Consider the following 23,585-nt stretch of genomic DNA (forward strand, 5'->3'; position numbering starts at 1 on the left):
AGGGCGCTCTACCCAATGGGGAGCGCCCTTTTTCTTACCCGGACGACTTCGAACACTGCATGACTAGTGCAGCAGGAAACGTCATAACGGGAGGTGTCCATTAATTGGTAATGGACTTGTTCAGTTTCAAGACCTCAAAGATCGAAACGGCTTACATAACGGCCAAGGCATCAAGAAGGACCGTTTCAGTTCCGGTCTTACCGGACTTGAAAAAGAACCGGGTATGATGATTATCATCACTCTCGCAAAATCCCGTCCCGATACCGTTATCAGGAAACGCGCGAAGCCGCTGCAAGCCAAGACGCTTTATGACGCCTCCGGATGTTTCGCCACCCACCACAATAAGCTTGTCTATGCCAAGTTCGGAAACGGCTGCAGCCAGTTCCGATATCAGCCGCTCGCCTTTTTCACTGGCGCCGCGAACACCAAGCTCGGCCTGAATTTCCTTCACGCGCGTATCGTGTACTGTAGTGGATATAAGATAAGGCTGATTTCCATGGTGAGCTTTCGCCCATTGCATTGATTTTGAAACCATCTCTTCAACGCTACCATCCTTTATGAGGTCAAGCGTTAACACTGGATGCTTTGCGGCAAAGACAGCAATCTGCCCATCTGCAATAGGTCCAACGGTTCCAACCAGTACGGCTGCGGTGCCGTTGCTCGGTGATGGCGGCGCAACAGATATGGCTGGTTTGGGTGCGAAACGGTCGATCCCAAGCTGGATGAGAACGGCGTCAGAACTGACCATTGTCGGTTGCGCTCTTGCCAGTTCTGCAGCGATTTTGACATCGCCATCATCGCTTGCATCGACGACGCAGTAGCAGGTGCCACCTCTTGCCATCGCATCAAGATGTGCTTGTGCGGCCTCTCTGCCTTTGAGCAGAACGGAGTGGGGCAGAAGGCCGACAGGTTCGGCTGTCTGCTTGCCGATGAAGCGTACCATGTCTGGATCGTTCATCGGGGTGGCAGGGTCATAGCGTTTGACAGATTCGGAGATGAGACGGCTTCGGTAGAAGAGATAGCCTTGATGTACCGTAGCATTGAACTTTGGGAAGCCGGGGCAGAACAATAGGCTGCTTGGATTGTAGCGCGCACGCAATGTGTCAGCAGCAGGCCCCACGTTTCCCTGTTCCGTTGAATCGAAACTGGCGCAGACTTTGTAAATGACCTGATCACATCCAATCGCATCGAAAGCGCCGGCGGCGCGGGTAATCTGCAAACATGCTTCTTCCGGATCGGCGAGGCGTGTTCTTCCAGCCCATATAACGACAGTTTCACCGTCACATTCCCGGATTGCGTCGATTTCAGTTACTACCGCAGTTTTAATTCCTGCTGTCTCGTAATAGGCTGCGACCATCAACGCGCCAGTCATGTCGTCGGCAATGATACCCAGAGTGGCTGTGTTCCCCATTTTTATCCTCATATCAGGCCATATCCAACGCTATTTCTGTGATAATGAAATTTAATTCCAAACAAGTATCATTTTGATAGACCACGTCAATTACCGGGATTATGAAGTTGGCGCACACTCCGAAAAGTGTGAAGCGGTTTTCGGATAAGATGTGTGTAAAAACGAACAATGAGAGCACCGATCTGATTTAATCAGATCGAAACGCGCTCTACGCGACATCAAAAATTCTTGGCTGCAAACAGATGGGGAATACACGATGCCAACCGACTACGATCAGAACCTTACTGCGCGCCGCGCAATTGTGGATGCTATGCGCCATATGGAAAACAAGGGTTTTAATCACGGTAGCAGCGGCAATATCAGCATTCGTGAGGGCGAACATGTTTGGGTGACGCCAACGGGTGCCACATCGCTTATGAAGCCCGAAGATATGAGCCTTGTGTCGGTCGAAGGCGAGCATCTGGCAGGCAAGGTTCCATCCAGCGAATGGCGCATTCACACAGAGATCATGCGCAATCACCCCGAAGCGGGTGCCGTGATCCACTCGCACGCAGATAATTGCGTTGCGCTCTCTTGCTTGCGTAAACCGTTGCCAGCTTTCCATTACATGATCGCTTCCTTTGGCGGCAGTAAGGTTCCATGCGCTGACTATCGTGTGTTCGGGTCTGATGCTCTGGCCTATGAAATCGTTCGTGCTATGGGCAACCATCGCGCCTGTCTGATGGCAAGTCATGGGATGGTCGTGTGGGGCCGGGATATGGCTCACGCGACGCTTCTGGCTGAAAAGCTTGAAACTCTGGCGCGTCAGTATATTTTGGCCTGTCAGGTCGGCGATCCGGCTATCCTGAGCGAAAACGAGCTTGATGAAGTGCGTGCACGCTATGGATATTATGGCAGCAAACCGATGCCTCGTTGATAGGCAATCGCGACAGGCCCGAATGAGACATTCGGGCCTGAATTGATTTACCAGTTACGCAGCAGCTGGTCCCGTTTCCTGAAACCGGTCGAGCACATTGCGGGTAATGGTGGTTGTGTAGGCGCAGTTGCGCTTTAGGCCCATCACCCACTCACAAAGCCCTGCGGTTACCACTTCCCCGTCACCCTGCTTCATTGATACGAGCATTCCAGCGCCATGGGCCAATCGCTTTCGCGCGGATTCATAGCCATCAGGAGCCATTTCGCAGATGCCTTGCAGATCGCTATCCCGAACGTAGTAACGATGTCCCTGGCCGTCGAGTTCGTACTCGTAGATCGAAGCCGGGGTCATGGCCAGAATCTCGATCTTCTCGGTCGGCACACCATGTTCTTCCGCGGCATATGGGAAGCCATTCTTGAACGAATAATTGAGGCCATCGACTTCGTAGCCAAAGATTTGCGCTTCATGGCCGAAGATGTCGGCATAGCGCAGATGTGTGCCTTCGAAGATCCAATGCTCGGGTTGATAGACAGTAAGTCCGCGTGAGCCCCGTGGAGAAAAGCCACCCCAACTGCCATACATTCCGTTTTCACCGTTAACACCAACCGTGGATGCGCCGGGCCAGTTTACGGCGCCGCTTGCCCAGTTTGCCGTACACAAGTGTTTCTGATCGGTCTGCATGATGGGGTCTTGCGTGGGTGCTTTGGTCTTCCAGCACACTTGCGTCTGCCCATCGTTCTCAAGCCGGATTTGCCAAAGGAAGTTACCACCAAAGCGAGCGAGATTCCCGCCGCGTGCGACAAACCCCTCGACGGTCTTGCGCATGTCCCACGACCAATATTCATCATGCCCAACGGTCACAAGACAATTATAATCATCGAGGATTGATGGGTTATAATGGAGATCGGTTTGAGTGATGTAGTCGATCTGGTAGCCTGCTGCTTCAGCCCAAGTCACGAAATAGCGCTCGTATTGTGCATAGCCAGCAGAAGAATAAAACTGTGAGAAGCCCATCGTATAACCCCATTCTTTAGATGGGTAACGGGTTGCATCGCCCATGTCCTGCCAGACTGGATTACAGACGCGCGCAGCTCCCTCCGGTAGCCAGCACATCCCCTTGGACCATGGACGGCGCAGGCTCAAGATAGGTGAACCCTCGTTCTTGTTGGGACCCCAAGTGCCAAAATAGTGGTTGGCACCGCCCCAATCATTATAGGCTGTCCAGGTGCCGGTTGCGAACATGAGGAGAATGCGACCCGAGCGGGTTTTCTTCGTGGGGCGCACGACGACAAAGTGATGCTGGACGAAGCGTTCGCCATCCGGACGCATACACGTCGAGACAACGCGATAAAAACCGGAACGAGCATCGTCTGGAATCTTCCAGCGATAGAGAACCGGCCAGTCGCAACCATCCATATAGGCGGTTTCCGATGTTTTGGTGAAGCTTCCGGGAAGGTCGAAAGCTTCGTCCATCATCTGGGGCTCATGGCTGTCCCGATATATCTGGATCGACCATGTCTTGGCTGTGGTGGAGCCATGAAATTCGACTGTTTCGCCGGGATCGTAAGACATTTTTTCGGTATAGACGAAGACTTCGGGAAGGTTCGGGTCTTCACGCGGAAACTGATAACGATAATCGGAGAGGAAATGCTCGTCCGCATAGCCTTTGCGAACGGCCCAAGGCTTGATCGCGTGTGGTCCCATCTCAGGAAATTTAAACTTGTCGCGGGGCATAGTGAGCTCTCTCCTAGGCATTTATAAAATGTCGTTTTCGATCTGCGTCTAATGTCCAATTTCAGTATCGGCATCGACATGATTGTTTTGTTCGTATTCTTGCAGATGCTTTATCAAAGCAGTGCCGCCCTCAATCAAATCAAGCTGGACCGCCAGACGCAGAGCGTAACTATCGCGCGCCTTCAAAGCGGCAAGAATATTTTCGTGTTGATGACGCCCTGGATATGTTGGCTTTGCCGAGGGGTATTGTTCGGATGCCAAGGGTCCAACCCTGATCCAGAGGCTTTCAAGCACATCGATAAGATGCGCCATGCCGCTTTGCTTATAGAGCGCAAAATGGAAATCCGAGTTGATCTGCAAGGCTGCTGGCCAATCCCCGGTGCGCTCGGCTTCGGTCAACTCACGATGGATAGTCTCCAGCTTGGCGATGGTTTCATCTGAGATATTCGTCAGCGCGTGTTCCGCAGCGAGAGGCTCAAGGACGAGCCGCATTGCACGGATTTCTTTGTATTCTGCAAGGCTCAAGCGTCGTACACGAATATAAAAGCGCGGTTTGATTTCAATCGCGCCTTCGCGTGACAATTGCATCAGCGCTTCGCGGACAGGCGTTTCCGATGTGCCCAGCGACAAAGCCAGTTGACGAACCTTGAACCGCTGATGCGGTTTGAACTGCGCGCGCAACAGCCCCGATTTGAGCTGCTGATACACGATGTCAGAAAGGTTGTCCCGATCGTCGCCCGCCTGTTCGCTCACGCTTTGTCCTTATCTGACGGAGATTGCCTTGAAGGCATCCTGCGTTCGCGAAAGAGCATCATCGATCACCGCATCCGTGTGCGCACAAGATATGAACATGTTGTGCTTGTGGTGCAGATAGACACCACGGTTTAAAGCTTCGCGGCAGAAGCGAGCACCAAGTTGCGCATCTGTGTCGCCGATGAATTGCACGAGAGGCATTGCGGCAGGTCCGGTTTGCAGAAGTTCAAATCCGTGAGCACGGGCTTGTGCATCCAGTCCATTGCGCAGGCGTTCGCCCGCATGTTTCATGAGCGCAGGGCCATTAATGCGCTTTAGTTCTTTAATGGTAGCAACTGCCGCGGCCATTGATGCTCCCGCATACCAGAACGAGCCGGTCATATAGGCCTGTCCTGCAGCTTCGCGAAAGCGGTTGGTGCCAGTGATGGCTGCAAGCGAATAACCATTGGCAATTGCCTTGGAATAGGCAGCCAGATCTGGCTCAACGCCTGTGCCACGCCAGCTTCCGCCAAGATCGATGCGGAAGCCGCCACGAACGTCATCGAGAATGAGTGCTGCACCCGCTGCATCACACAGTGCGCGCGCCGTCATTGCAAATTCCGATGTCGGGAGTTCCTGCGGAATGGCAAGATCGTGCTTGAAAGCAGAAACAATGATTGCGGCCAGATCATCGCCCGCTTGCTTGGCTGCCGCTGTCAGGCTTTCAACATCGTTATAAACATAGTGGATAAGATGCGCACGGTCTTCCGCTGTTACGCCAACAATCGATGGTGTGCACCATGGCACAGCACCGTGATAAGCGCCTTTGGCAACCAGTACCTTACGACGCTTGGTGGCGCCACGTGCAATCGTAACGCAGTTGGTCGTGGCATCCGTTCCGTTCTTTTGAAGCAATGCCCAATCTGCATGCGGCACTGTCTCAACAAGCAGTTCTGCAAGTTCGACTGCGTGGGCTGTTGGGCCGTTGAGGCAGTCACCTGCTTGTATCTGGCTGAGCGCTGCTGCATCCACGAGAGTGTTGCGATGACCCAGTATGATTGGACCCCAAGCACACATGAAGTCGATATAGCTGCTACCATTAACGTCGGTGACATGGGCACCTTCACCAGACGCAAAATATTGAGGGTAACCCTCTGGGAGAGATGATGCGCGCTGATGTCCCCACATGCCGTTGGGGATGACGCGTTCGGCGCGCTCGCGCAGCTCAGCGTCGAGATTGTGTGCGTTCAAGGTTTGGGCCGAAGTGGAATGCGCATGCATTGGTTGTCTCCCATTTGACGACGTTTTTACGCTCGTCACGTCGAATTATGATATATCAAAAATGATCCTGACGATGAAGATATGTCAAGATGGAATCCGTAAAGATGCGTAAATATTATTATAGTAGCGTACTTCATGGGTCATTTAGCGAAAATATCGGGGTCTGGCCGCGAAAAGCGGAGATTTCCGAAAGAAAACAGCAGGAAGGCTGCAGCCTGGCCGGTAAGTTCGATAAATTTGATATATCATTCTAGACAAAGAAGTGGAATGCGGGTTAAGCTCATCCAACAACAAAAACATCAGGGGAAAGCATGGCTAGCCATAAAAGCACGCCCGATTCCGGGCTGGGCATCAGCATTCAGGGTGTGAGGAAAAGCTATGGAAGCTTTACGGCTGTTGACGATCTCGATATGGAGATTGCACCTGGTGAATTTCTCGCCTTGCTTGGGCCGTCTGGTTCCGGAAAGTCGACAATCCTCATGATGCTTGCCGGGTTTGAGCGTCCCGATAAGGGGCGTATCTTGTTCGGTAGCAACGACTATACGCGCGTTCCGCCGCATAAGCGCAATATTGGTATGGTGTTTCAGCATTACACGCTGTTTCCCAACATGAGTGTACTCGACAATGTTGCTTTCCCACTCAAAACGCGTGGTGTGCCAAAAGAGGAGCGGCATCGTATCGCCCGCGAGGCGCTTGCCCGCGTGCGGCTCGCAGATTTCGCCAATCGCAGTCCGAAACAGCTCTCCGGTGGGCAGCAGGAGCGTGTCGCATTGGCCCGCGCGATTGTCTATTCGCCGCGTGTTCTTCTGATGGATGAACCTTTGTCCGCGCTTGATAAAAACCTGCGCGAAGAAATGCAGATCGAGATCAAGCGCCTTCATGCCGAACTGGGTATGACAATCGTGTTTGTGACCCATGATCAGGGCGAAGCGCTCACAATGGCTGACCGCGTTGCGATCCTTCAGGGCGGTCATATCCAGCAAATCGCGGGTGCGCGCGAACTCTACAATCGCCCGTCAAATCTGTTTTCTGCGAGCTTCATTGGTGAGATGAACTTGATACCCATCACATGGGATGGTGTGCAGGCGCGGGCTGCCGATGGCACTGTCGTTTCCATACCGTCAGAAAATGTCATGGGCGCTCAATCCAGTGACGCGCTGATGGCGGTTCGCCCGGAGCGGTTGATACCTGCGGAGCAGGGGCTAGAGATCACCGTGCGTGATGTCATTTATGCCGGCCCAGATACTGCCATTCTGGGCACTATGGTCGACGGCACCGAACTGCGCGCACGTTTGGCGAGCGCTGCAATTTCCGACATTGGTGCCGGGCAAAAGCTGCGTTTAGGTTTCGCGCCTGAAGCCAGCCTCGTTTATTCTCGAGCGAGCTAAGCCGATGTTAAAAATGTTTTTCGAGCCGGACGGACGCAAGCTCTCGAAAGGCGGGATGCTTCTCCTGCTATTGCCTTTCTTCTCGCTATTGTTGCTGTTCTTTATTTATCCGCTGGTCAGCTTGCTGGCTCTGTCTGTTACGGAGCCATCGCTTTCCTTTGATAATTATCAGCGGGTCTTCTCCAATCCGGTTTATCTGAATGTGCTTGGGCGAACCGTATTGATTGCCGCGCTGGTCAGCGTGATCGCATTGCTTATGGCTTACCCGATTGCCTGGCTTATGGCGCATTCGAGCGGCCCCAAGCTGATTTTCATAACCGCTTGTATTCTATTGCCGTTCTGGTCGTCGGTGTTGGTGCGAACGGCTGCATGGGCTGTGCTTTTACAGCGCAATGGATTGGTCAATCAGGGGTTACTTCAGCTTGGCCTCATCGATCAGCCGCTGAAGCTTCTTTACACGCAAACCGCAGTCCTGATCGCGATGACGCATGTTCTGTTGCCTTTCGTTGTGCTGCCGATCTATGGCGCCATCCGGAATGTACCCCGCGACTATGCACGCGCGGCGGCCATTCTTGGCGCTGGTCCTGTGCGGACTTTCTTTGAGGTTATTTTCCCGCTGACACTGCCGGGTGTGATGGGTGGCATGATCCTCACCTTTCTGACGGCACTTGGCTACTTTATCACTCCTTCGTTGCTGGGATCACCGAAGGAAATGATGATCGCAACGCTGATTTCCCAGCAGCTTCGCGAAACGCTGGATTGGCCTTTTGCAGCAGCTTTGGTCGGCATACTCACGCTTCTTGTTATGGCGGTTTCGCTGATCTTCGGTCGCGTCTTCAAGTTTAACCGAATGATGGGAGGCAGTGCATGAACACCCGCAATCTGCTCCTCAATGCCTATGTTTATTTGGTACTGTGCTTTCTCGTGGTGCCGATCCTCATCATTCTGCCAATGGCTTTCAGTGAAACGGATTACATCACGTTTCCGCCAAGAGGATTTACGTGGCAGTGGTTTGGAGCCTTCTTCCAGTCCGCACAGTGGATGAGTGCCACCGCATTCAGCGCTCGGATTGCTTTCTTCACGGCAATCTCCAGTGCTGTAATTGGCCTTTGTGCAAGTTATGCAATTGTGCGCGGGAAGGGTGCGCTGGCAACGGTGTTCCAGACCTTGCTCATTGGTCCAATCGTCGTTCCGCATATCGCCTTGGCAATCGCGCTTTACCTGCTGTTCCAAAGCGTTGGATTGTCTGAGACCACGGCTGGATACGTCATCGCTCATACGATTATCGCATTGCCATTCAGCGTGTTCACGATTGTTGCAGCCCTTTCGCAAGTCGATCCTGCGCTGGAGGACGCTGCTATGTGCTGTGGGGCCAATCGATTCGCGGCGTTTCGAGCCGTCACCTTGCCCCTTATCTGGCCGAATGTTTTATCGGGGGCGCTTTTCGCTTTTGTTATCTCGTTCGATGAGCCGGTGATTTCTTTCTTTCTGGCAGGCGTGCGCGACAAGACCCTGCCGCGCATGATGTTCGACGATATCGAGCAAAATCTGACGCCGATTATTCCTGCGATTGCTGTGATGCTGACACTGCTTTCAATCATCGTTCTGGTGGGTGCTGCCGGACTTCGAGCGCTTGCCATGCGCTCGCAACAGACTGTGTCTGAAGAATAAATAAAACAATAGATGTGAGGGAAACATGTTCAAGAAAACAACCAGACTATTGATGTGTGCCGGATTTATGCTTGCCGGTGGAGCGTCGACCGCAAAAGCCGACAGCGTCGTCTATGCAACGACCGGTGGCCAGATGCGCCTGACGCTTGAGAAAGAGTTTTACGGACCTTTCAAGGAAGAAAGCGGCACTGATGTCGTGCCGTTCGATATCGAAGTGCCGGACCAGTGGGCACGAGTCGAAGCCATGAAACGCACGAACAAATATGAGTTTGATATCGTGACTGCGACTGGTCCTGATCTGGTCGACAAGGCCGATCTTCTATTGACGATTGATTGTTCCAAGCTACCCAATGTTGAAGCTAAAGGCGTTGAAGGTTCTTGCAAGGAAAAGGGCGTTGCCAGAACGACTGGCGGTATGCTGCTTGCTTATGACACGTCAGTTTACAAGGATAAGGTTCCTCAGACATGGGCTGATTTCTGGGACGTCAAAACCTTTCCCGGCCCTCGCGGATTGCCTGATACCGGCGACCGTGACTGGTGGTTGCCTGCAATCGCCTTGATCGCTGATGGCGTGCCGCGCGATAAAATCTTCCCGATGGATCTGGATCGCGCTTACAAAAAACTCGATGAAATAAAGCCGCATATCAGCGTGTGGTGGAAGACAGGCAACCAGGTGGCGCAGATCATGCGCGATCAGGAAGTTGCTATGACCATGTCTTATTCCGGCAGAGCATTGAGCGCGATGAATGATGGCGCGCCGTTCAATGTAAGCTGGAACGATGCCGTGATGGATACGGGCTATTTCGCGATCCTCAAGGATGCGCCAAATCCAGAAGGCGCATTGAAGTTCATCAACTACTTCTATGGTCATGCCGAAGGCCACCCAGCCTTCATCAAGACGGCCAATTATGCGACGCATTCAAAGGAAGGCGTGGCTTTGTTGCCTGAGGCTGAACAGAAGAATTACGCTACGTCACCGGATAACTACAAATTATTGCTGGTGCCGGATTTCAAGTGGATCGGCGAAAATCGCAATATGCTGCGTGAGCGCTGGCAGAACTGGCTTGCTGAATAAGCAATGCTTCAAGCAATCTCCGGCCGACGCTCTTGTGGCGTCGGCTTTTGTTTGGATTAAACTGTATAGGCCGAGGACTTCAGGTGCCGGATGAGTGCCGCTCCACCCTCAAGAAGGTCCATGCGAATTGCCATGCGCAAGGCATAGGAGTCGCGGTCGCGCAACGCTAAGAGGACAACTTCGTGTTGGTGCGGACCGGCATAGGTTGGCATGGCGTGCGGATAAAGTTCTGAAAGTATGGGGCCGATACGCATCCAGAGCGCTTCGAGCACGTCTATCAGATGTTTCATGCCTGAACGGCGGTAGATGATGAAATGGAAATCGAAGTTGGTCTGCAGCGCCTCGGGCCAATCTCCGCTTTGTTCGGCGGCAATCAAGCGGTGATGCAGGTCTTCGAGCTGAAGGATATCTTCGTTAGTAATATGCGGTAAAGCGCGCTCCGCCGCCATCGGTTCGAGTTCAAGACGCATCGCGCGAATTTCTTCATACTCGTCGGCCGAAAGCTTCCGCACGCGGATGTAATAGCGCGGCTTGATCTCAATTGCGCCTTCGCGGGAGAGCTGGATAAGTGCCTCCCGAACGGGCGTTTCAGATGTTCCCAGCGAGCGTGCAAGATCACGAACTTTAAGCCGTTGGAGCGGCAGCAGCTGCGCCTGCATCAGCTGCGATTTGAGCGTATTGTAAACGGTGTTTGATAACACCTCGCCAGATTCTGCCTGAGCTTCTTCCGCGGTTGTGTCGTCGGCTTCAGTTAAGCTGCTGTCCGGTTCATTTACAAAGTTCATCAATAGACTCCAATTGCCGGACACATCCTTGTCGAGCGGCCGAATATATCAATTCAATGTCACTACTCAAATGCCCATATGTTTGCAGGCCAGAACCATCTGTGCATCAAGCATGGGCACACCATTGATGATCGTGCAGCCTTTTGCCTGAGCCAGTTGCAACAAGCGCGTCATCGGCGGATTGACTATTATATCCGATACAATCGTGTCAGACGAAACATCAATGGGATCAATCGGAAGTTCGTCCTCTTCGGCCATACCAAGCGAAGTTGTGTTGACGATCAGATCGAATTGCGTACCGTGATGTGGTCCGCTTTTGAGCTTACAGTCAGGATAGGCGGATTGTATATCCGTGACGAGTGCTGCGGCTTTATTCTGGTCACGATTGGTGATCCATACAGTTCGCACGCCTGCCTTGGCGAGAGCAAATCCCACAGCGCGTCCAGCTCCGCCTGCACCCAGCATCAATACAGTCATGTCTTTCGGTTCGATATTATGGTTGCGCAAGCCTTCGATAAAGCCGGGACCGTCAATGTTATCTCCAACGAGACGCCCACTTTCTTCACGGCGAACAAAATTGACCGCGCCGATCTCTCGTGCCGCATCGGACACTTCGTCCAGAAGAGGCATGATTGCGATCTTGTGCGGAATAGTCACTCCGAACCCGCTCACATTTCCTAGTTTGCGAATTGCATCAATGACCTGTGCAAGATTTTCTGGATGGACATGCAGCGGAACTGCCGCAGCATTTTTGCCTGTTTTGCTGAAATAGGTGTTGAAGACGTGGCTTGCCCGAACATGGCCAACCGGATGCGCCAGAACGAAAAGGATTTTACTTTTGCCAGTGACTTCCATGGGTTAGGCCCTCGTCATTTCGCGTGCGATAATGATCCGCTGAATTTGCGAAGTGCCCTCATAAAGACGAAACAGGCGCACATCGCGATAGAAGTGTTCGACAGCATAGTCCTGCATATAACCTGACCCGCCATGTATCTGAACAGCGTGGTCAGCAACGCGGCCCACCATTTCCGAACAATAAAGTTTACAGCTTGCAGCTTTGCGGATGATGGTCGGGTCTTTGTCATCGAAAGCGCGTGCAGCATCAAGCACCATGCAGCGTGCGGCATAGGCCTCTGTGCTCATATCAGCAAGCATAGCCTGTATCATCTGATGTTCTGCAATCGGCTTGCCGAATTGAACCCGGCTTTTTGCGAAGTCGACGGCCTCGTCAATTAATCGCTCTGCCATGCCTGTGCATACGGAAGATATATGCAATCTTCCACGATTGAGCACTTTCATTGCCGTCTTGAAGCCTCGGCCCTCTATCCCGCCAATGATGCTTTCTGCAGGGACGCGAACATTCTCCAGATAGACATCACAGGTCTGCGTACCGCGCTGGCCCATCTTGTGGTCGGCTTTTCCCACAGTCAGACCGGGCGCATTGCGATCAACCAGAAAGGCCGTGACGCCGGAAGGCCCGGCTTCGCCAGTTCGCGCCATGAGTGTGAAAACACCGGCAATTGGTGCATTGGTTATGAAGCGCTTCACGCCATTGAGAACGTAATCATCGCCGTCCCTGACCGCCGTGGTTTTAACCGCGCCTGCATCGGACCCCACATCTGGTTCAGTTAAAGCGAAGGAGCCGATAATCTCGCCGCTCGCAAGCTTGGGTAGCCAATAGGTTTTCTGGGCTTCAGTTCCGTCAACAATAATCCCTTGCGACCCGATGCCGTTGTTGGTTCCGATGACGGAGCGGAATGCTGGTGAGGTATAGCCAAGCTCAAAACCGACGAGAACTTCTTCCTCCATCGTCAAGCCAAGCCCATCATATTCTTCCGGGATTGAAAGCCCGAACAAGCCCATCGCCCTCATGTCATCGATGACATCTTCCGGGATGCTGTTTGTCTCTTCCACTTGCCTTTCGACAGGCATCAGCCGCTCCCGAACGAAGCGTCTGATCGTATTTATGAGAGATTGGAAGGTCTCCGGATCGCGGATCATAAGTTGCCCCTTCGCACACGATTTCAACAAAGATGAAACACGTCGCGTTTTGCAGAAATATCCTATTGCTAAGGGAATGTTTCATAGATTAAAGTTCGAAACAATATAAAATGAAATTAAATTCCATTTGTAGTTTTGGCTGTGATTGGAGTTGGTTCAGGGGAAGTTAGGGAGAGGATGACCGAGCTTACCGATGTGGTGATTGAGAGCCGTCCGGCGACTGGTGTTGCTTTACTGGAGATCAATCGTCCAGAAGCACTCAATGCTTTGAATATGGATATTCGGCAGAAGCTGTCTGAAGCTGTGGATCGCCTTGCTGCTGATCACGAAACGCGAGTGATCGTCATCGCCGGCAAAAGCGGAAATTTTGCCGCTGGGTCAGACGTGAAAGTGTTCGCGCAAACTGGTGCAGGAGAAATCCTTGCGCAGCGGCTTCACCGTTACTGGGAAAGTCTCGCGCACTGCCCGAAGCCTGTGATTGCTGCCGTTGAAGGCTATGCGCTGGGTGGAGGATGCGAACTTGCGATGCATGCCGATATTATCATTGCATCGCGGACTGCGAACTTCGGTCAGCCAGAAATCAAGCTTGGGCTTATGCCGGGCGCGGGCGGCACGCAGAGGCTTTTGCGGGCGATAGGTAAATATAAGACCATGTTATTGACGTTGACTGGCGAAATGCTTTCAGCGGTCGATGCCGAAAGATATGGCCTTGTCAGTCGGTTGACGGATGAGGGAAAAGCGCTCGAGGAAGCTCTGAAGCTTGCCGGGAAAATAGCGTTGATGCCGCCGCTTGCGGCAGAGCAGATCAAAGAAGCGGTAATATATGGTGAGGATGCGCCTCTGGAAACCGCTTTGAGATTGGAGCGTAAGGCATTCCAACTTCTTTTCGACACAGAAGATAAGAGGGAAGGAATCGATGCCTTCTTGTCCAAGCGCAAGCCAGAGTTCAAGGGGCGCTGAGATGGATGTGATGTCAGGCCCCATCAGTGAAGTTGGTATCATTGGCGCTGGGATTATGGGCATCGGCATTGCTGAAACAATGGCTGCTGCCGATTTGAAAGTTTACCTGTTCGATCAGCTTCCGGGCAAAGCAGAGACAGCGAAGCGCGACCTTTCAAAACGTCTGGACACTCGAGTTGCACGTGGGAAACTGGAAGCTGCTAAAGCAGCGAATACTCTGGACCAGATTATACCTATTGCCGCCTTGAAGGAGTTGGCTTCGGCAAGTTTGGTTATCGAAGCCATTGTGGAAGATCTGGGTGTGAAGCGCGAGCTGATTGCATCCCTGGAAGCGCATCTATCGCCTCAAACGATTATCGCGACGAACACATCGTCTTTATCCGTGACTGCAATCGCGGGAAAAGCTGAAAACCCGCAACACGTGGTGGGTTTTCATTTCTTCAACCCTGTTCCGCTGATGCGGGTTGTGGAAGTGATCAAAGGTGCACTGACAAGTGATGCGGTCCTAGAGCGTCTGAAAGAACTTGCAGAGCGGATTGGCCATAGACCAGTCATGGCGGCCGATACGCCGGGGTTTATCGTCAACCATGCCGGTCGCGCCTATGGGACCGAAGCGCTTGCGATGATCCGCGAAAGCGTTGCGGATTTCACAACTATCGACGCTATTTTACGGGATGCTGCGGGTTTCCGTATGGGGCCTTTCGAGCTTCTCGATCTGACGGGTCTTGATGTCTCCCATCCGGTGATGGAAGCGATCTACGGCCAATATTATCAAGAGCCGCGTTATCGACCTTCAGTGATTACGCGCCAGCGCCTTGATGCTGGTCTGCTCGGACGCAAGAGTGGGCGCGGCTTTTATGACTACTCTGACGATTCAATTACGATCACGACCACTGATGAACAAGGCAGTCTACCGAAATCGGTGACGATCATCGGCGATACGCCCGAAAAAGCGCTGCAAAAAGTTGCGGAGCTGGCAGGTGTTCAAATCAGTGACGATGCGCGTTCGAGTCCACTGGTTCTGATTGGTTTGATTGGCGATGATCTGACCTCGACAATCGTCCGCGAAGGCCTCGACGCCGCCAATACGATTGGTTTTGATCCGCTATTCGGCGTCGACAAGCATCGGACGCTGATTGCTTCGCCGGGAGCAACTGACAATGTGCGAGAACAAGCTTTAGCTCTTGCGCAATCCGACGGTGTCAAAGCGTCGGTGGTCGAAGACACATGCGGAACTGTTTGCCAACGTGTGTTGGCGATGATCGTGAATATTGCAGCCGACATTGTTCATCAGAAGATTGCGTCAGTTGATGATCTCGATGCTGCTGTGCGTTTGGGACTCGGTTATCCGCATGGGCCGCTCGAATGGGGCGACAGGATCGGTGCGGACATGATTGTCCGTATTCTCGATGCCATTCATGAAAGAACCGGTGACCCGCGTTATCGTGCCAGCCTTTGGTTGCGTCGCAGGGCCGAACTGAAACTGCCGCTCGCAGAATACAATTAGGGAACCTTTATCATGGCCGAAAAAATTGATCTGAAACCTTCTGCGCCCTGGTATCGGCTTAATGTGACCGAGGAGGATTGGCGCGCTGCGAAAGCCGGTGATCTTTTGAAATGGTATAGCCAGATGAAGCTCATCCGGCGCTTTGAAGAAAAAATACTCGACTTTGAAAAAGCCGGACTGGTCCACGGACCTGCTCATGCCAGTATCGGACAGGAAGCCGCCGCAGTTGGTGCCATGTCAATGCTCGGTTCCGACGATCAGATAAATGGTACGCATCGTGCGCATCATCAGGTGCTCACAAAGCTGATAAACGCACAGGCACCATCCGATTTCGATATTCTTCAATCTGATTTTACCGACGACATGAATGATGCCGTCTATCGTCTGATGGCGGAAATCATGGGGCTTAATCCCGGATATTGCGGTGGTCGTGGCGGCTCTATGCATATGCGTGACGCTGCATCAGGCATTGCGGGAACGAGCGCGATTGTCGGCGGAAATATTCCGCATGCCGCCGGTTACGCACTTGCGGACAAGCTTCTTGGCAGGAAAGGTGTATCGGTCGCTTTCTTTGGCGATGGTGCTTCCCTGCAGGGGGCCACTTATGAAGCGATGAACATCGCCGCACTCTACAGTTTGCCTGTCATTTTCTACGTTGAGAACAATCTCTACGCTGTATCGACCCACATTCAAGACGCCACGCGCGAAACCCGTATTGCGTCGCGTGGTCCGATGCTCGGCTTTGCCGGCATTGAATGTGATGGAATGGATGTTGTTGCCGTTCATCAGGCGATGCGTGATGCCTGCCGGATCATCGAAGAAGAGGGCGGCCCTGTCGTTATCGAAGCGCAATGCTATCGCTATTTGCATCAAAGCGGAAGCAAGGCAGGCAGTGATTTTGGTTATCGCACCGGCGAAGAAGAAGAAGAATGGAAGCGTCGGGACCCTATCGCGCAGGCAGAGCGACGACTGAAGGAACTCGGCATTGCAGGCGATGCTGAATTTGCTCAGATCGACGAAAAGGTGAGCGCTGCGGTGCAGATTGCTGGCGGGCGTCTGACGGAGACTGCACCCGGCAGCAATGTTCTGCGTATTCCAGACGCCTTGTGGCCTTCGCCGCAGAGTGTCGATGAAGGCATCCTCGGTGACGGCAAAGAATTTGACGATGCTCGCTTTCGCGAAATTGAGGACTATTCTCCCAATGAGCTGGAGAAGATACGGTTTGCTGCTGCAGCGTCTGACGTCATTGGTCGGGCGATGCAAAAAGATCCCACAATCATCGTGATGGGCGAGGATGTTCATCGCTTTGCCGGTGGTGTGAGTGGTTTTACCAAAAACGCGCTTGAACAGTTTCCCGGCAGAGTTCTGGCCATGCCGATTGCCGAAAATGGCTTTACGGGTGTTGCTTTGGGAGCGGCATTACGCGGGCTGCGGCCAGTCGTAGAAATCATGTTTGGTGACTTCTGTTTCGTTGCAGCAGATCAGATTGCAAACGGTATTTCGAAAGTCCGCCACATGTTCGGCGATGGGTTTCCCGTTCCGATTGTTTTGCGCGTTCGTGTGTCGCCGCATACAGGTTACGGTTCGCAGCATTCAGGCGATCCGTCGGCATTGTTTGCAATGTTTCCGGGATGGCGCGTCGTTTCACCAACCAATGCCTTTGACTATGTCGGTCTGATGAACAGCGCGCTCCGGTCTAACGATCCTGTGGCAATTATCGAGCATGTCGAATTCTACCAGCGCGAGAGCTTGGTGCCCAAGGATGATCGCGATTATTGCATTCCGCTCGGGAAGGCGCGAGTTGTCAGGTCTGGTTCGGCATGTACCGTGCTCGCGACATCGGTGATGGTGCAGGCTTCGGTTAAAGTTGCCGACGAATCCGGTATTGATGCCGAGATTATCGATATGCGAAGCCTCGACATGACCGGCATCGACTGGGAGCTTATTGGTCAATCTATCGCGAAGACCAATCGTGTGGTGATTGCCGAGCAGGTCGCGAGCGGGTTGTCACTCGGACGGCATTGGGCCGCTGAAATCCAGCGGCGTTTCTTCAACGATCTTGACCACGAAATTCTTCATGTGACGGGCAGTCTGTCCTCGCCTGTAGTTTCACTGGTCTTGAATAAGGCGGCTCTAGGGTCGGCGGAAAAAGTTCGGGCGGCGCTTGAACAAATCACGCGTACTGCCTGATGAATTGATCATAAAAAGAGAAAAACGAGGAACACAATGAAAAATGGGAAAACAGGGCTCAACCGCCTTTTGACGATGAATTTCAAAAGCGTGATAATGGCTGCAACGCTGTTGACTGCCGTTCCGGCAGCCTATGCACAAAATGCGGATTCACTTGTTATCGCGCGTAACATGGACATCAATTCACTCGATCCACACCGGACCTTCTGCGACACGTGCCAGATTTATGACTCTGCAGTCTATGAAGGTCTTCTGTCGCTGGACAAGGACAATAAGGTCATCCCAGTTCTCGCTGAAAGCTATACAGCAAATGGCGACCAGACTGAGTTTACCTTCAAGATCAATCCGAAAGCCGTATTCTCGGATGGTGCCAAAGTCGAAGCCAAGGACGTCAAGTGGTCTTGGGAACGTCTGAAGAATGTTAAGGGCAGCCCGTCGTTTCTTGCGGATACAATCGGCTCGATAGAAACGCCTGATGAAGCAACTGTGGTTGTAAAAACCAAGGCGCCGAACTCGGAATTCTTCAACGTGGTTGCTTCGCCCTATTTCGGTATCGTCAACAGTAAAGTAGCGACCGAAGAGGCGAAGGCTGTCAACGGTGTGGACGCTGCCGAAAAGGATAATGCCGAGGCATGGTTTCTCGCCAATTCGGCTGGCAGTGGTCCATTCGTTCTGGGCGCTTACGAACCCAATTCCGAACTGCGTCTGAAGCGCAATGACAAGTATTGGCGCGAGACTCCGAAGGTTGCGGAGGTCGTTATCCGTCAGGTGAAGGATGCGGTGGCGCAGGCGCAGATGCTTGAAAATGGCTCTGCCGATATTGCAATGCAGATTGACCCAGAAACCGCCAAAACCATTCGCAATCCGGACGTGAAGATCGATTCCATTCACTCTTATAACTTTATCTACATTGCACTTTCGCCGGGGGCCAAATCGAACGAAGTACCGCTGACGCCCGAAGTGCGCGAGGCAATTTCCACGGCCATTGATCGTGAAACTTTGCTCGATTTCATGCTGGGCGACAAAGGCCAGTTGATTGGCGCTGCTATTCCGATCGGCTTTCCCGGTGGCTCGGATCACAAAATCCCTGAATATAATGTGGACAAAGCCAAGGAACTGCTGGCGAAAGCTGGGCATCCAGATGGCTTCAAACTTGAGGCAACCTATCCAAATCTGAATGTTTATGGCGTTGATTTCACGCAGATGATGCAAAAGATCCAGCAAGATCTGTCGAAGGTGAATATCAAGGTTGAGCTGCAGCCTGTTTCCTTTGCAACATGGCGTGAAAAGGTGAACGGAGATGGCACACCGTTGACGGTGGTCTATTATGCACCTGATTTCTACGGCACATCACAATATATCGATGCGTTTGGCCTGGCCAAGGGCAGTCTATGGGCCAAGCGAGCCGGTGAAGCGCGTGACCCGTCATTCGTAATTGGCGATATTCAGCAAGTCATGGCCGACGCTCTCAAAGCGCCCGCCGATCAGGCAGATAAGGTCTGGTTTCAGGCCGGTGAGAAAATGGCCGCCGCAAACGTCATCATTCCAATGCTGAGCCCGGATGTCATTCTAGCCTACAACAACAAGGTGAACGGCGTTCGCTATTCTGCCTGCTGCAACTTGCCATTGGCTGAGATTTCACTCGCCAAATAAGTGGAAAAACTGGAAAGGCCGGAGAGTGATCTCCGGCCTTTTTTTCTTTCACGGCGTATTCTATCAGCAAACCGAATTTGTAAGTTCACTGAGGATGCGCAGTGACAGGCTACGCTTTTCAAGATGAGGCATGTGCCCGCACGCTTCAAACGCATGAAGGGCCACATTGTCGGGAAGATTGCGACTATGTTTGAAAGGCAGGATTCTATCCTGTTTTCCAAAGACCACGCGCACCGGTATCTCAAGTGCAGCGAGATCGTCGATGATCGAAATTGTCTGCGTTCCATCGGCAAAAAAGCGCTTTGCAAAAGCCGCCATCGCGTCGCTTAAGCGCTGATCCTGTCGTTGCTGAACAACTGCAGAGATGAATGTTTCTGAGATAACGTCCTTTGCGTGCACAAGCTCATGCAACCATGGCGTTACACTCTCTTTCGATTTGGCTCGCACGAAGTTTTCGACAAATCCAACATTGATTTCAGGCCCCAGACCTCCGGGTGCAAACAGGCCCAGAGCACGGATATCGATATTGCCTCGGGCCGCCAGTCGCGCGCTGACTGCTGCACCGAAGGAATGCCCCACCATAATTATTTCTGTGAGATTGAGCTGCCTGATGGTGGCTTCCACGAGGCCGGCGACTGCATCAAGGTCTGCAACGGTTTCAAGCGGCGAGGCGCCATGTGAAGGCAGGTCTATAGCGAGCAAAGGCTGCTGCCATTGGCTTCCCGCGAAAAGTCCGCGCCAGTTGTTATGGTCGGACGCGAAGCCGTGCAGGAGCACCAGTGGTATGCCTTCACCCTTGCGCAACCAGACGGCGTTCAAGACGGTGTCCTTATGAGAAGCGCTTGATTTGCCGCTGATTTGCCGTGGCAGAACATTGCCAGTCTCTATTGCAGCGATGATATCTTTCTTTTGTATGCGCCCGCTCGGTCCACTGCCATTGATCTGTGAAAGATCAATCCCGGCATCGCCAGCGAGGCGTTTTGCAAGTGGTGTTGCGACCATTCTGCCGGTCAGTGTGGTGTTTGAACGGATATCCGATGCCGGGATCTCAGAAACCTCTTTCGTTTCAGGAGCTTGTTCGGCAGTGGTTTCCGCGGCGAGTTTTGATGGGGCGAAAGAAACTGCTTCGCCCTGCAAGAACAGGCTCGCGACACTTTGACCGACGTCGATCTCATCGGAGGTCGATGGTTTGAGAATTTTCAGCGTGCCATCGTGAGGGGCATCCACTTCAACAACTGTTTTATCGTTATCGATTTCAAACAACAGCTGCCCCTGTCGTACCTCCTCACCGTCCTTTACGTGCCAACGTGAGATTGTGCCGGAATTGGTTTCCAGACTGACTTTTGGATATAGAATATCGGTGGCCATGAGATTTCCTGCATCAATCTACTACGTCGCCGCTGGCGAGGTTAGGGTAAGGACGTATGTGAAAACGTGTCTGTATTGCCGATCAATCGTTCCTGCAGTTCAACGGTAAGTTGTCTGAGTGCTGGTCCGATTTCGGCGTAACAAGCGCCGCGCGGTGCAATGTCGGTGATGCCGCCGCAAGTGATTGCGACGAGCTGGGTTCCGTCGGTTGGCCGGAAAGGGATTCCAACAGCATTGATATAGCTGTACCAGTCGCCGCATGAAGCCACGAAGCCATCTCTTGCGAAGTCCTCAAGTGCGTGGCTGGTCAGTCGACGGATTTTCTCGGCATGTTCCGGTTCGGCCGCAAGCATTTGCTCGAGAAGAATCTCGCGCTGGGCTTCTTCCATACCAACATAATAAGAAAGTCCCATAGCTGTGCGCCAGATCGGCAATCTTGAGCCGACATTGAGGCGTAGCGAGACGGGGTTTTCGGAGCGCGCATTGGCGATATAGACCATCTCGCGCTGCTCACGCAGGCCCATGGCCACGGCAACGCCCGTTTTTTCTGCAAGCTTTCGCATCAATGGCATGGCCATATAGACGACAGCGTTCGAGCTTAGTCCCGAATAACCCAGCGAGATGGTTGCTGGGCCAATGCTGTAGCGACCGAGATTGTCGTCATAATTGAGATAGCCGAGATTGACCAAGGTCAGCGTCAAACGCGAAATCGTGGCTTTCGGCAATCCTGTACGGTCAATAAGTTCCTGATTCCCAAGAGAAATATCATTGGGGGTGAAGCTGCGCAAAATCTCCAGTCCTCGAACGAGGGCACTGGAAACCTGAGCGCTGTCTTTATCGAGGTCCACTGAACTGGGCTTCGCTCTTTTCTTCACGTTGTCTCCTGGACGATGTTGACGATTTCAGTTTGCAGGAATGTCATTCCAGAAAATGAAATTTAATTTCATTTATATTGACGGCGTCAAATTTGCTTGTCAATACTATGTGCAAGGACGCACAAAAACTGCGCCAGATTTCCAGAATGGGAACCGTGCATGTCAAATTATCTCTTTAAGCGCCTAATTGCGATGCCATTTCTAATTCTGGGCATCGTCACTATGGCCTTTGCGCTCACGACAATAACCAAAGGCGATCCGCTCACATCGATTGTGGCGGAGCAGCAAATGAATAATCCCGAGGTTGTGGCCGCTGCAAAGGCAAAATGGGGACTCGATCGAAGCCTTCCCGAGCGCTACGTCATCTATCTGAAAAATCTTGTAACTGGCGATATGGGAACGTCGTTCGTCACTAAGCGACCTGTCAGCACGGATTTGATGGCGCGTTTACCCGCCACCATGGAACTGGTGTTGTCGGCGATGGTTCTTGGTTCCGTCGTCGGAATACTGCTGGGAATTCTGGCAGCATATTATCGCGATAGCGCCATTGATCATGTGGCGCGCCTGTTTGCGCTGCTGGGTTCCTCTCTGCCAGTTTTCTGGTTGGGCCTCGCTGTTCTGTTTATTTTTTCGGTGAAGTTTGAGTTGCTTCCGGGGCCAGGTCGGCTTGATCCTCGTATGGCGCCACCCGTTGCTGTTACGGGCTTTATGACCATAGACAGTTTGCTTGCGGGAAATTTCGCAGCTTTCAAAAATGCACTCGCTCACCTCATTCTGCCGGCAACGGTGTTGGGCTGGACGGTTGCTGGCACGATCTCGCGTTTGGTGCGCGCCAATATGCTTGATGTGATCGGGCGAGAATTCATTCTCACTGCCCGCGCAAAAGGTGCGGGTGAATTCCGCGTCGTGTTCCGCCACGCTCTTCGCAATATTCTTGTGCCGGTCCTGACGGTCATCAGCTACTCGTTTGCTTATCTTATTACGGGCGCTGTGTTGACCGAAACCATTTTTGCCTGGCCGGGCATGGGGTCCTATGCGGTTGAAGCTGCGCGTTCGCTAGACTTTCCTGCAATCATCGGCGTCACCATTGTTGGTGGTGTCATGTTCCTGGTGACGAACCTTTTGACTGACGTTGCCTATGTTCTCGCAAATCCGCGCGTTCGGTTGGGATAGGGGGAACAAATGGTTGCAACTGTAAATACTGCACCGCGCCAAATCAAAATACCACGCTGGCTTACCCTGCCAGTTGCCATCGGCATCGTGGTTGTTGGCTTCTGGATCATCGCGACATTTTTCGCCCCCTATATGACACCTTATGATCCGCTTGATATGGTCGGGCGTCGTCTGCAGGCACCGAGTTGGTCTCACTGGCTTGGTACGGATGCCCTTGGACGCGATGTGCTGACGCGAACGCTCTATGGAGCGAAGCACTCTTTGCCTATTGCTCTTATTGTGGTGGCGAGCGCCGTGATTATCGGCGCTTTGGCGGGCGCAATCTCCGGCTACAAGGGCGGTTTCATCGGCTCTGCAATCATGCGTCTGGTCGATATAACATTGTCTTTTCCGCCGATGCTGCTCGCCATGGCCGTTGCCGCTTCGCTCGGACCGGGTCTGGAGAATGCTGCCATCGCAATGGTTATTGTTTGGTGGCCTGTTTATGCGCGGTTGATGCGCGCTCAGGTGCTGGAAGTGCGTGAACGCGAGCATGTGGAAGCAGCCATTGCCTCCGGCGCAAGCAGCACACGTGTTCTCTTGAAGCATATTCTGCCGCTCTGCTGGACGCCGATATTGATCAGCGCGACGATGGATTTGGGACAGGTCATTCTGCTTGCCGCTTCGCTCAGCTTTATCGGACTTGGTGCAACGCCGCCGACCCCGGAATGGGGCTCGATGATCGCGGAAGGTGCGGTCTATTTCTACAATTGGTGGATCGCCATGGGGCCGGGTATTGCCATTCTGACGATCGTTCTGGGGTTCAATTTCATCGGCGATGGTCTTCGCGACTATTTCGACCCGCGTTCGAAGTGATTGGAGAACA

General features: G+C 52.7%; 20 protein-coding genes. 11 read left to right on the forward strand and 9 right to left on the reverse strand.

What is annotated here, in order from left to right; translation table 11 throughout:
- Positions 1-151: 151 nt before the first annotated feature.
- Positions 152-1,372, reverse strand: coding sequence for a four-carbon acid sugar kinase family protein (locus CES85_RS09135; RefSeq protein ID WP_244923254.1), 1,221 nt, complete (start codon positions 1,370-1,372; stop codon positions 152-154).
- 295 nt (positions 1,373-1,667) lie between these two features.
- On the opposite strand from CES85_RS09135, the gene CES85_RS09140 reads away from it, so the two are divergent.
- Entirely contained in the window at positions 1,668-2,327 is a 660-nt protein-coding gene (locus CES85_RS09140; RefSeq protein WP_095445574.1) for a class II aldolase/adducin family protein, read from the forward strand.
- Positions 2,328-2,381: 54 nt separating this feature from the next.
- On the opposite strand, the gene CES85_RS09145 is transcribed toward CES85_RS09140, so the two are convergent.
- The 3 genes from CES85_RS09145 to CES85_RS09155 are packed head-to-tail and all read right to left on the reverse strand — an operon-like array spanning position 2,382 to position 6,074.
- Complete coding sequence (locus CES85_RS09145) at positions 2,382-4,061, reverse strand: N,N-dimethylformamidase beta subunit family domain-containing protein (RefSeq protein ID WP_095445575.1); 1,680 nt, start codon at positions 4,059-4,061, stop codon at positions 2,382-2,384.
- Positions 4,062-4,109: 48 nt separating this feature from the next.
- Positions 4,110-4,814 carry a GntR family transcriptional regulator gene (locus CES85_RS09150; RefSeq protein WP_095445576.1) on the reverse strand — a complete coding sequence of 235 codons (705 nt, stop codon included), beginning with the start codon at positions 4,812-4,814 and terminating at the stop codon, positions 4,110-4,112.
- Positions 4,815-4,823: 9 nt separating this feature from the next.
- Positions 4,824-6,074 (reverse strand): aminotransferase class III-fold pyridoxal phosphate-dependent enzyme, encoded by a 1,251-nt coding sequence (locus CES85_RS09155; protein ID WP_095445577.1) that lies wholly within the window; start codon positions 6,072-6,074, stop codon positions 4,824-4,826.
- Between the two features lie 311 nt (positions 6,075-6,385).
- On the opposite strand from CES85_RS09155, the gene CES85_RS09160 reads away from it, so the two are divergent.
- Genes CES85_RS09160 through CES85_RS09175 form a run of 4 tightly spaced genes read left to right on the forward strand, consistent with a single transcriptional unit; the run spans position 6,386 to position 10,208 of the window.
- Positions 6,386-7,462, forward strand: a complete 1,077-nt coding sequence (locus CES85_RS09160) for an ABC transporter ATP-binding protein (RefSeq protein ID WP_095445578.1) — start codon at positions 6,386-6,388, stop codon at positions 7,460-7,462.
- 4 nt (positions 7,463-7,466) lie between these two features.
- Positions 7,467-8,333 carry an ABC transporter permease gene (locus CES85_RS09165; RefSeq protein ID WP_095445579.1) on the forward strand — a complete coding sequence of 289 codons (867 nt, stop codon included), beginning with the start codon at positions 7,467-7,469 and terminating at the stop codon, positions 8,331-8,333.
- Positions 8,330-9,133, forward strand: coding sequence for an ABC transporter permease (locus CES85_RS09170; RefSeq protein WP_095445580.1), 804 nt, complete (start codon positions 8,330-8,332; stop codon positions 9,131-9,133). Before CES85_RS09165 ends, CES85_RS09170 begins: the two co-directional genes overlap by 4 nt.
- A gap of 25 nt (positions 9,134-9,158) precedes the next feature.
- Positions 9,159-10,208 (forward strand): extracellular solute-binding protein, encoded by a 1,050-nt coding sequence (locus tag CES85_RS09175; protein ID WP_095445581.1) that lies wholly within the window; start codon positions 9,159-9,161, stop codon positions 10,206-10,208.
- 56 nt (positions 10,209-10,264) lie between these two features.
- Here CES85_RS09175 and CES85_RS09180 read toward each other — a convergent pair whose 3' ends face one another.
- From CES85_RS09180 to CES85_RS09190, 3 genes are all read right to left on the reverse strand, one after another.
- Positions 10,265-10,993 carry a GntR family transcriptional regulator gene (locus CES85_RS09180; protein WP_095445582.1) on the reverse strand — a complete coding sequence of 243 codons (729 nt, stop codon included), beginning with the start codon at positions 10,991-10,993 and terminating at the stop codon, positions 10,265-10,267.
- Positions 10,994-11,059: 66 nt separating this feature from the next.
- Positions 11,060-11,848, reverse strand: a complete 789-nt coding sequence (locus CES85_RS09185; protein ID WP_095445583.1) for a shikimate dehydrogenase family protein — start codon at positions 11,846-11,848, stop codon at positions 11,060-11,062.
- A 3-nt stretch (positions 11,849-11,851) separates the two neighbouring features.
- Positions 11,852-12,994: an acyl-CoA dehydrogenase family protein gene (locus CES85_RS09190; RefSeq protein WP_095445584.1), complete on the reverse strand. Its 1,143-nt coding sequence runs from the start codon at positions 12,992-12,994 to the stop codon at positions 11,852-11,854.
- 177 nt (positions 12,995-13,171) lie between these two features.
- On the opposite strand from CES85_RS09190, the gene CES85_RS09195 reads away from it, so the two are divergent.
- The 4 genes from CES85_RS09195 to CES85_RS09210 are packed head-to-tail and all read left to right on the forward strand — an operon-like array spanning position 13,172 to position 19,304.
- Positions 13,172-13,954 (forward strand): enoyl-CoA hydratase, encoded by a 783-nt coding sequence (locus CES85_RS09195; protein WP_095445585.1) that lies wholly within the window; start codon positions 13,172-13,174, stop codon positions 13,952-13,954.
- Position 13,955: 1 nt separating this feature from the next.
- Complete coding sequence (locus CES85_RS09200; protein ID WP_434063350.1) at positions 13,956-15,461, forward strand: 3-hydroxyacyl-CoA dehydrogenase; 1,506 nt, start codon at positions 13,956-13,958, stop codon at positions 15,459-15,461.
- 12 nt (positions 15,462-15,473) lie between these two features.
- The gene (locus CES85_RS09205) at positions 15,474-17,651 is read left to right on the forward strand and encodes a dehydrogenase E1 component subunit alpha/beta (RefSeq protein WP_095445586.1); all 2,178 of its coding nucleotides are present in this window, start codon (positions 15,474-15,476) and stop codon (positions 17,649-17,651) included.
- Positions 17,652-17,687: 36 nt separating this feature from the next.
- A complete protein-coding gene (locus tag CES85_RS09210; RefSeq protein ID WP_095445587.1) occupies positions 17,688-19,304 on the forward strand; it encodes an ABC transporter substrate-binding protein in 1,617 nt (538 codons plus the stop codon).
- 63 nt (positions 19,305-19,367) lie between these two features.
- Here the strand turns inward: CES85_RS09210 and CES85_RS09215 are convergent, their stop codons facing one another.
- Complete coding sequence (locus CES85_RS09215; RefSeq protein ID WP_095445588.1) at positions 19,368-20,672, reverse strand: acetoin dehydrogenase dihydrolipoyllysine-residue acetyltransferase subunit; 1,305 nt, start codon at positions 20,670-20,672, stop codon at positions 19,368-19,370.
- A gap of 41 nt (positions 20,673-20,713) precedes the next feature.
- Positions 20,714-21,547 carry an IclR family transcriptional regulator gene (locus CES85_RS09220; protein ID WP_095445589.1) on the reverse strand — a complete coding sequence of 278 codons (834 nt, stop codon included), beginning with the start codon at positions 21,545-21,547 and terminating at the stop codon, positions 20,714-20,716.
- Between the two features lie 159 nt (positions 21,548-21,706).
- On the opposite strand from CES85_RS09220, the gene CES85_RS09225 reads away from it, so the two are divergent.
- Together CES85_RS09225 and CES85_RS09230 are read left to right on the forward strand one after the other, a co-directional pair.
- Entirely contained in the window at positions 21,707-22,720 is a 1,014-nt protein-coding gene (locus CES85_RS09225; RefSeq protein ID WP_095445590.1) for an ABC transporter permease, read from the forward strand.
- Positions 22,721-22,729: 9 nt separating this feature from the next.
- Positions 22,730-23,575, forward strand: a complete 846-nt coding sequence (locus CES85_RS09230) for an ABC transporter permease (RefSeq protein WP_095445591.1) — start codon at positions 22,730-22,732, stop codon at positions 23,573-23,575.
- The last annotated feature ends 10 nt before the right edge of the window (positions 23,576-23,585 follow it).

The organism is Ochrobactrum quorumnocens (assembly GCF_002278035.1).
Taxonomy (GTDB): domain Bacteria; phylum Pseudomonadota; class Alphaproteobacteria; order Rhizobiales; family Rhizobiaceae; genus Brucella; species Brucella quorumnocens.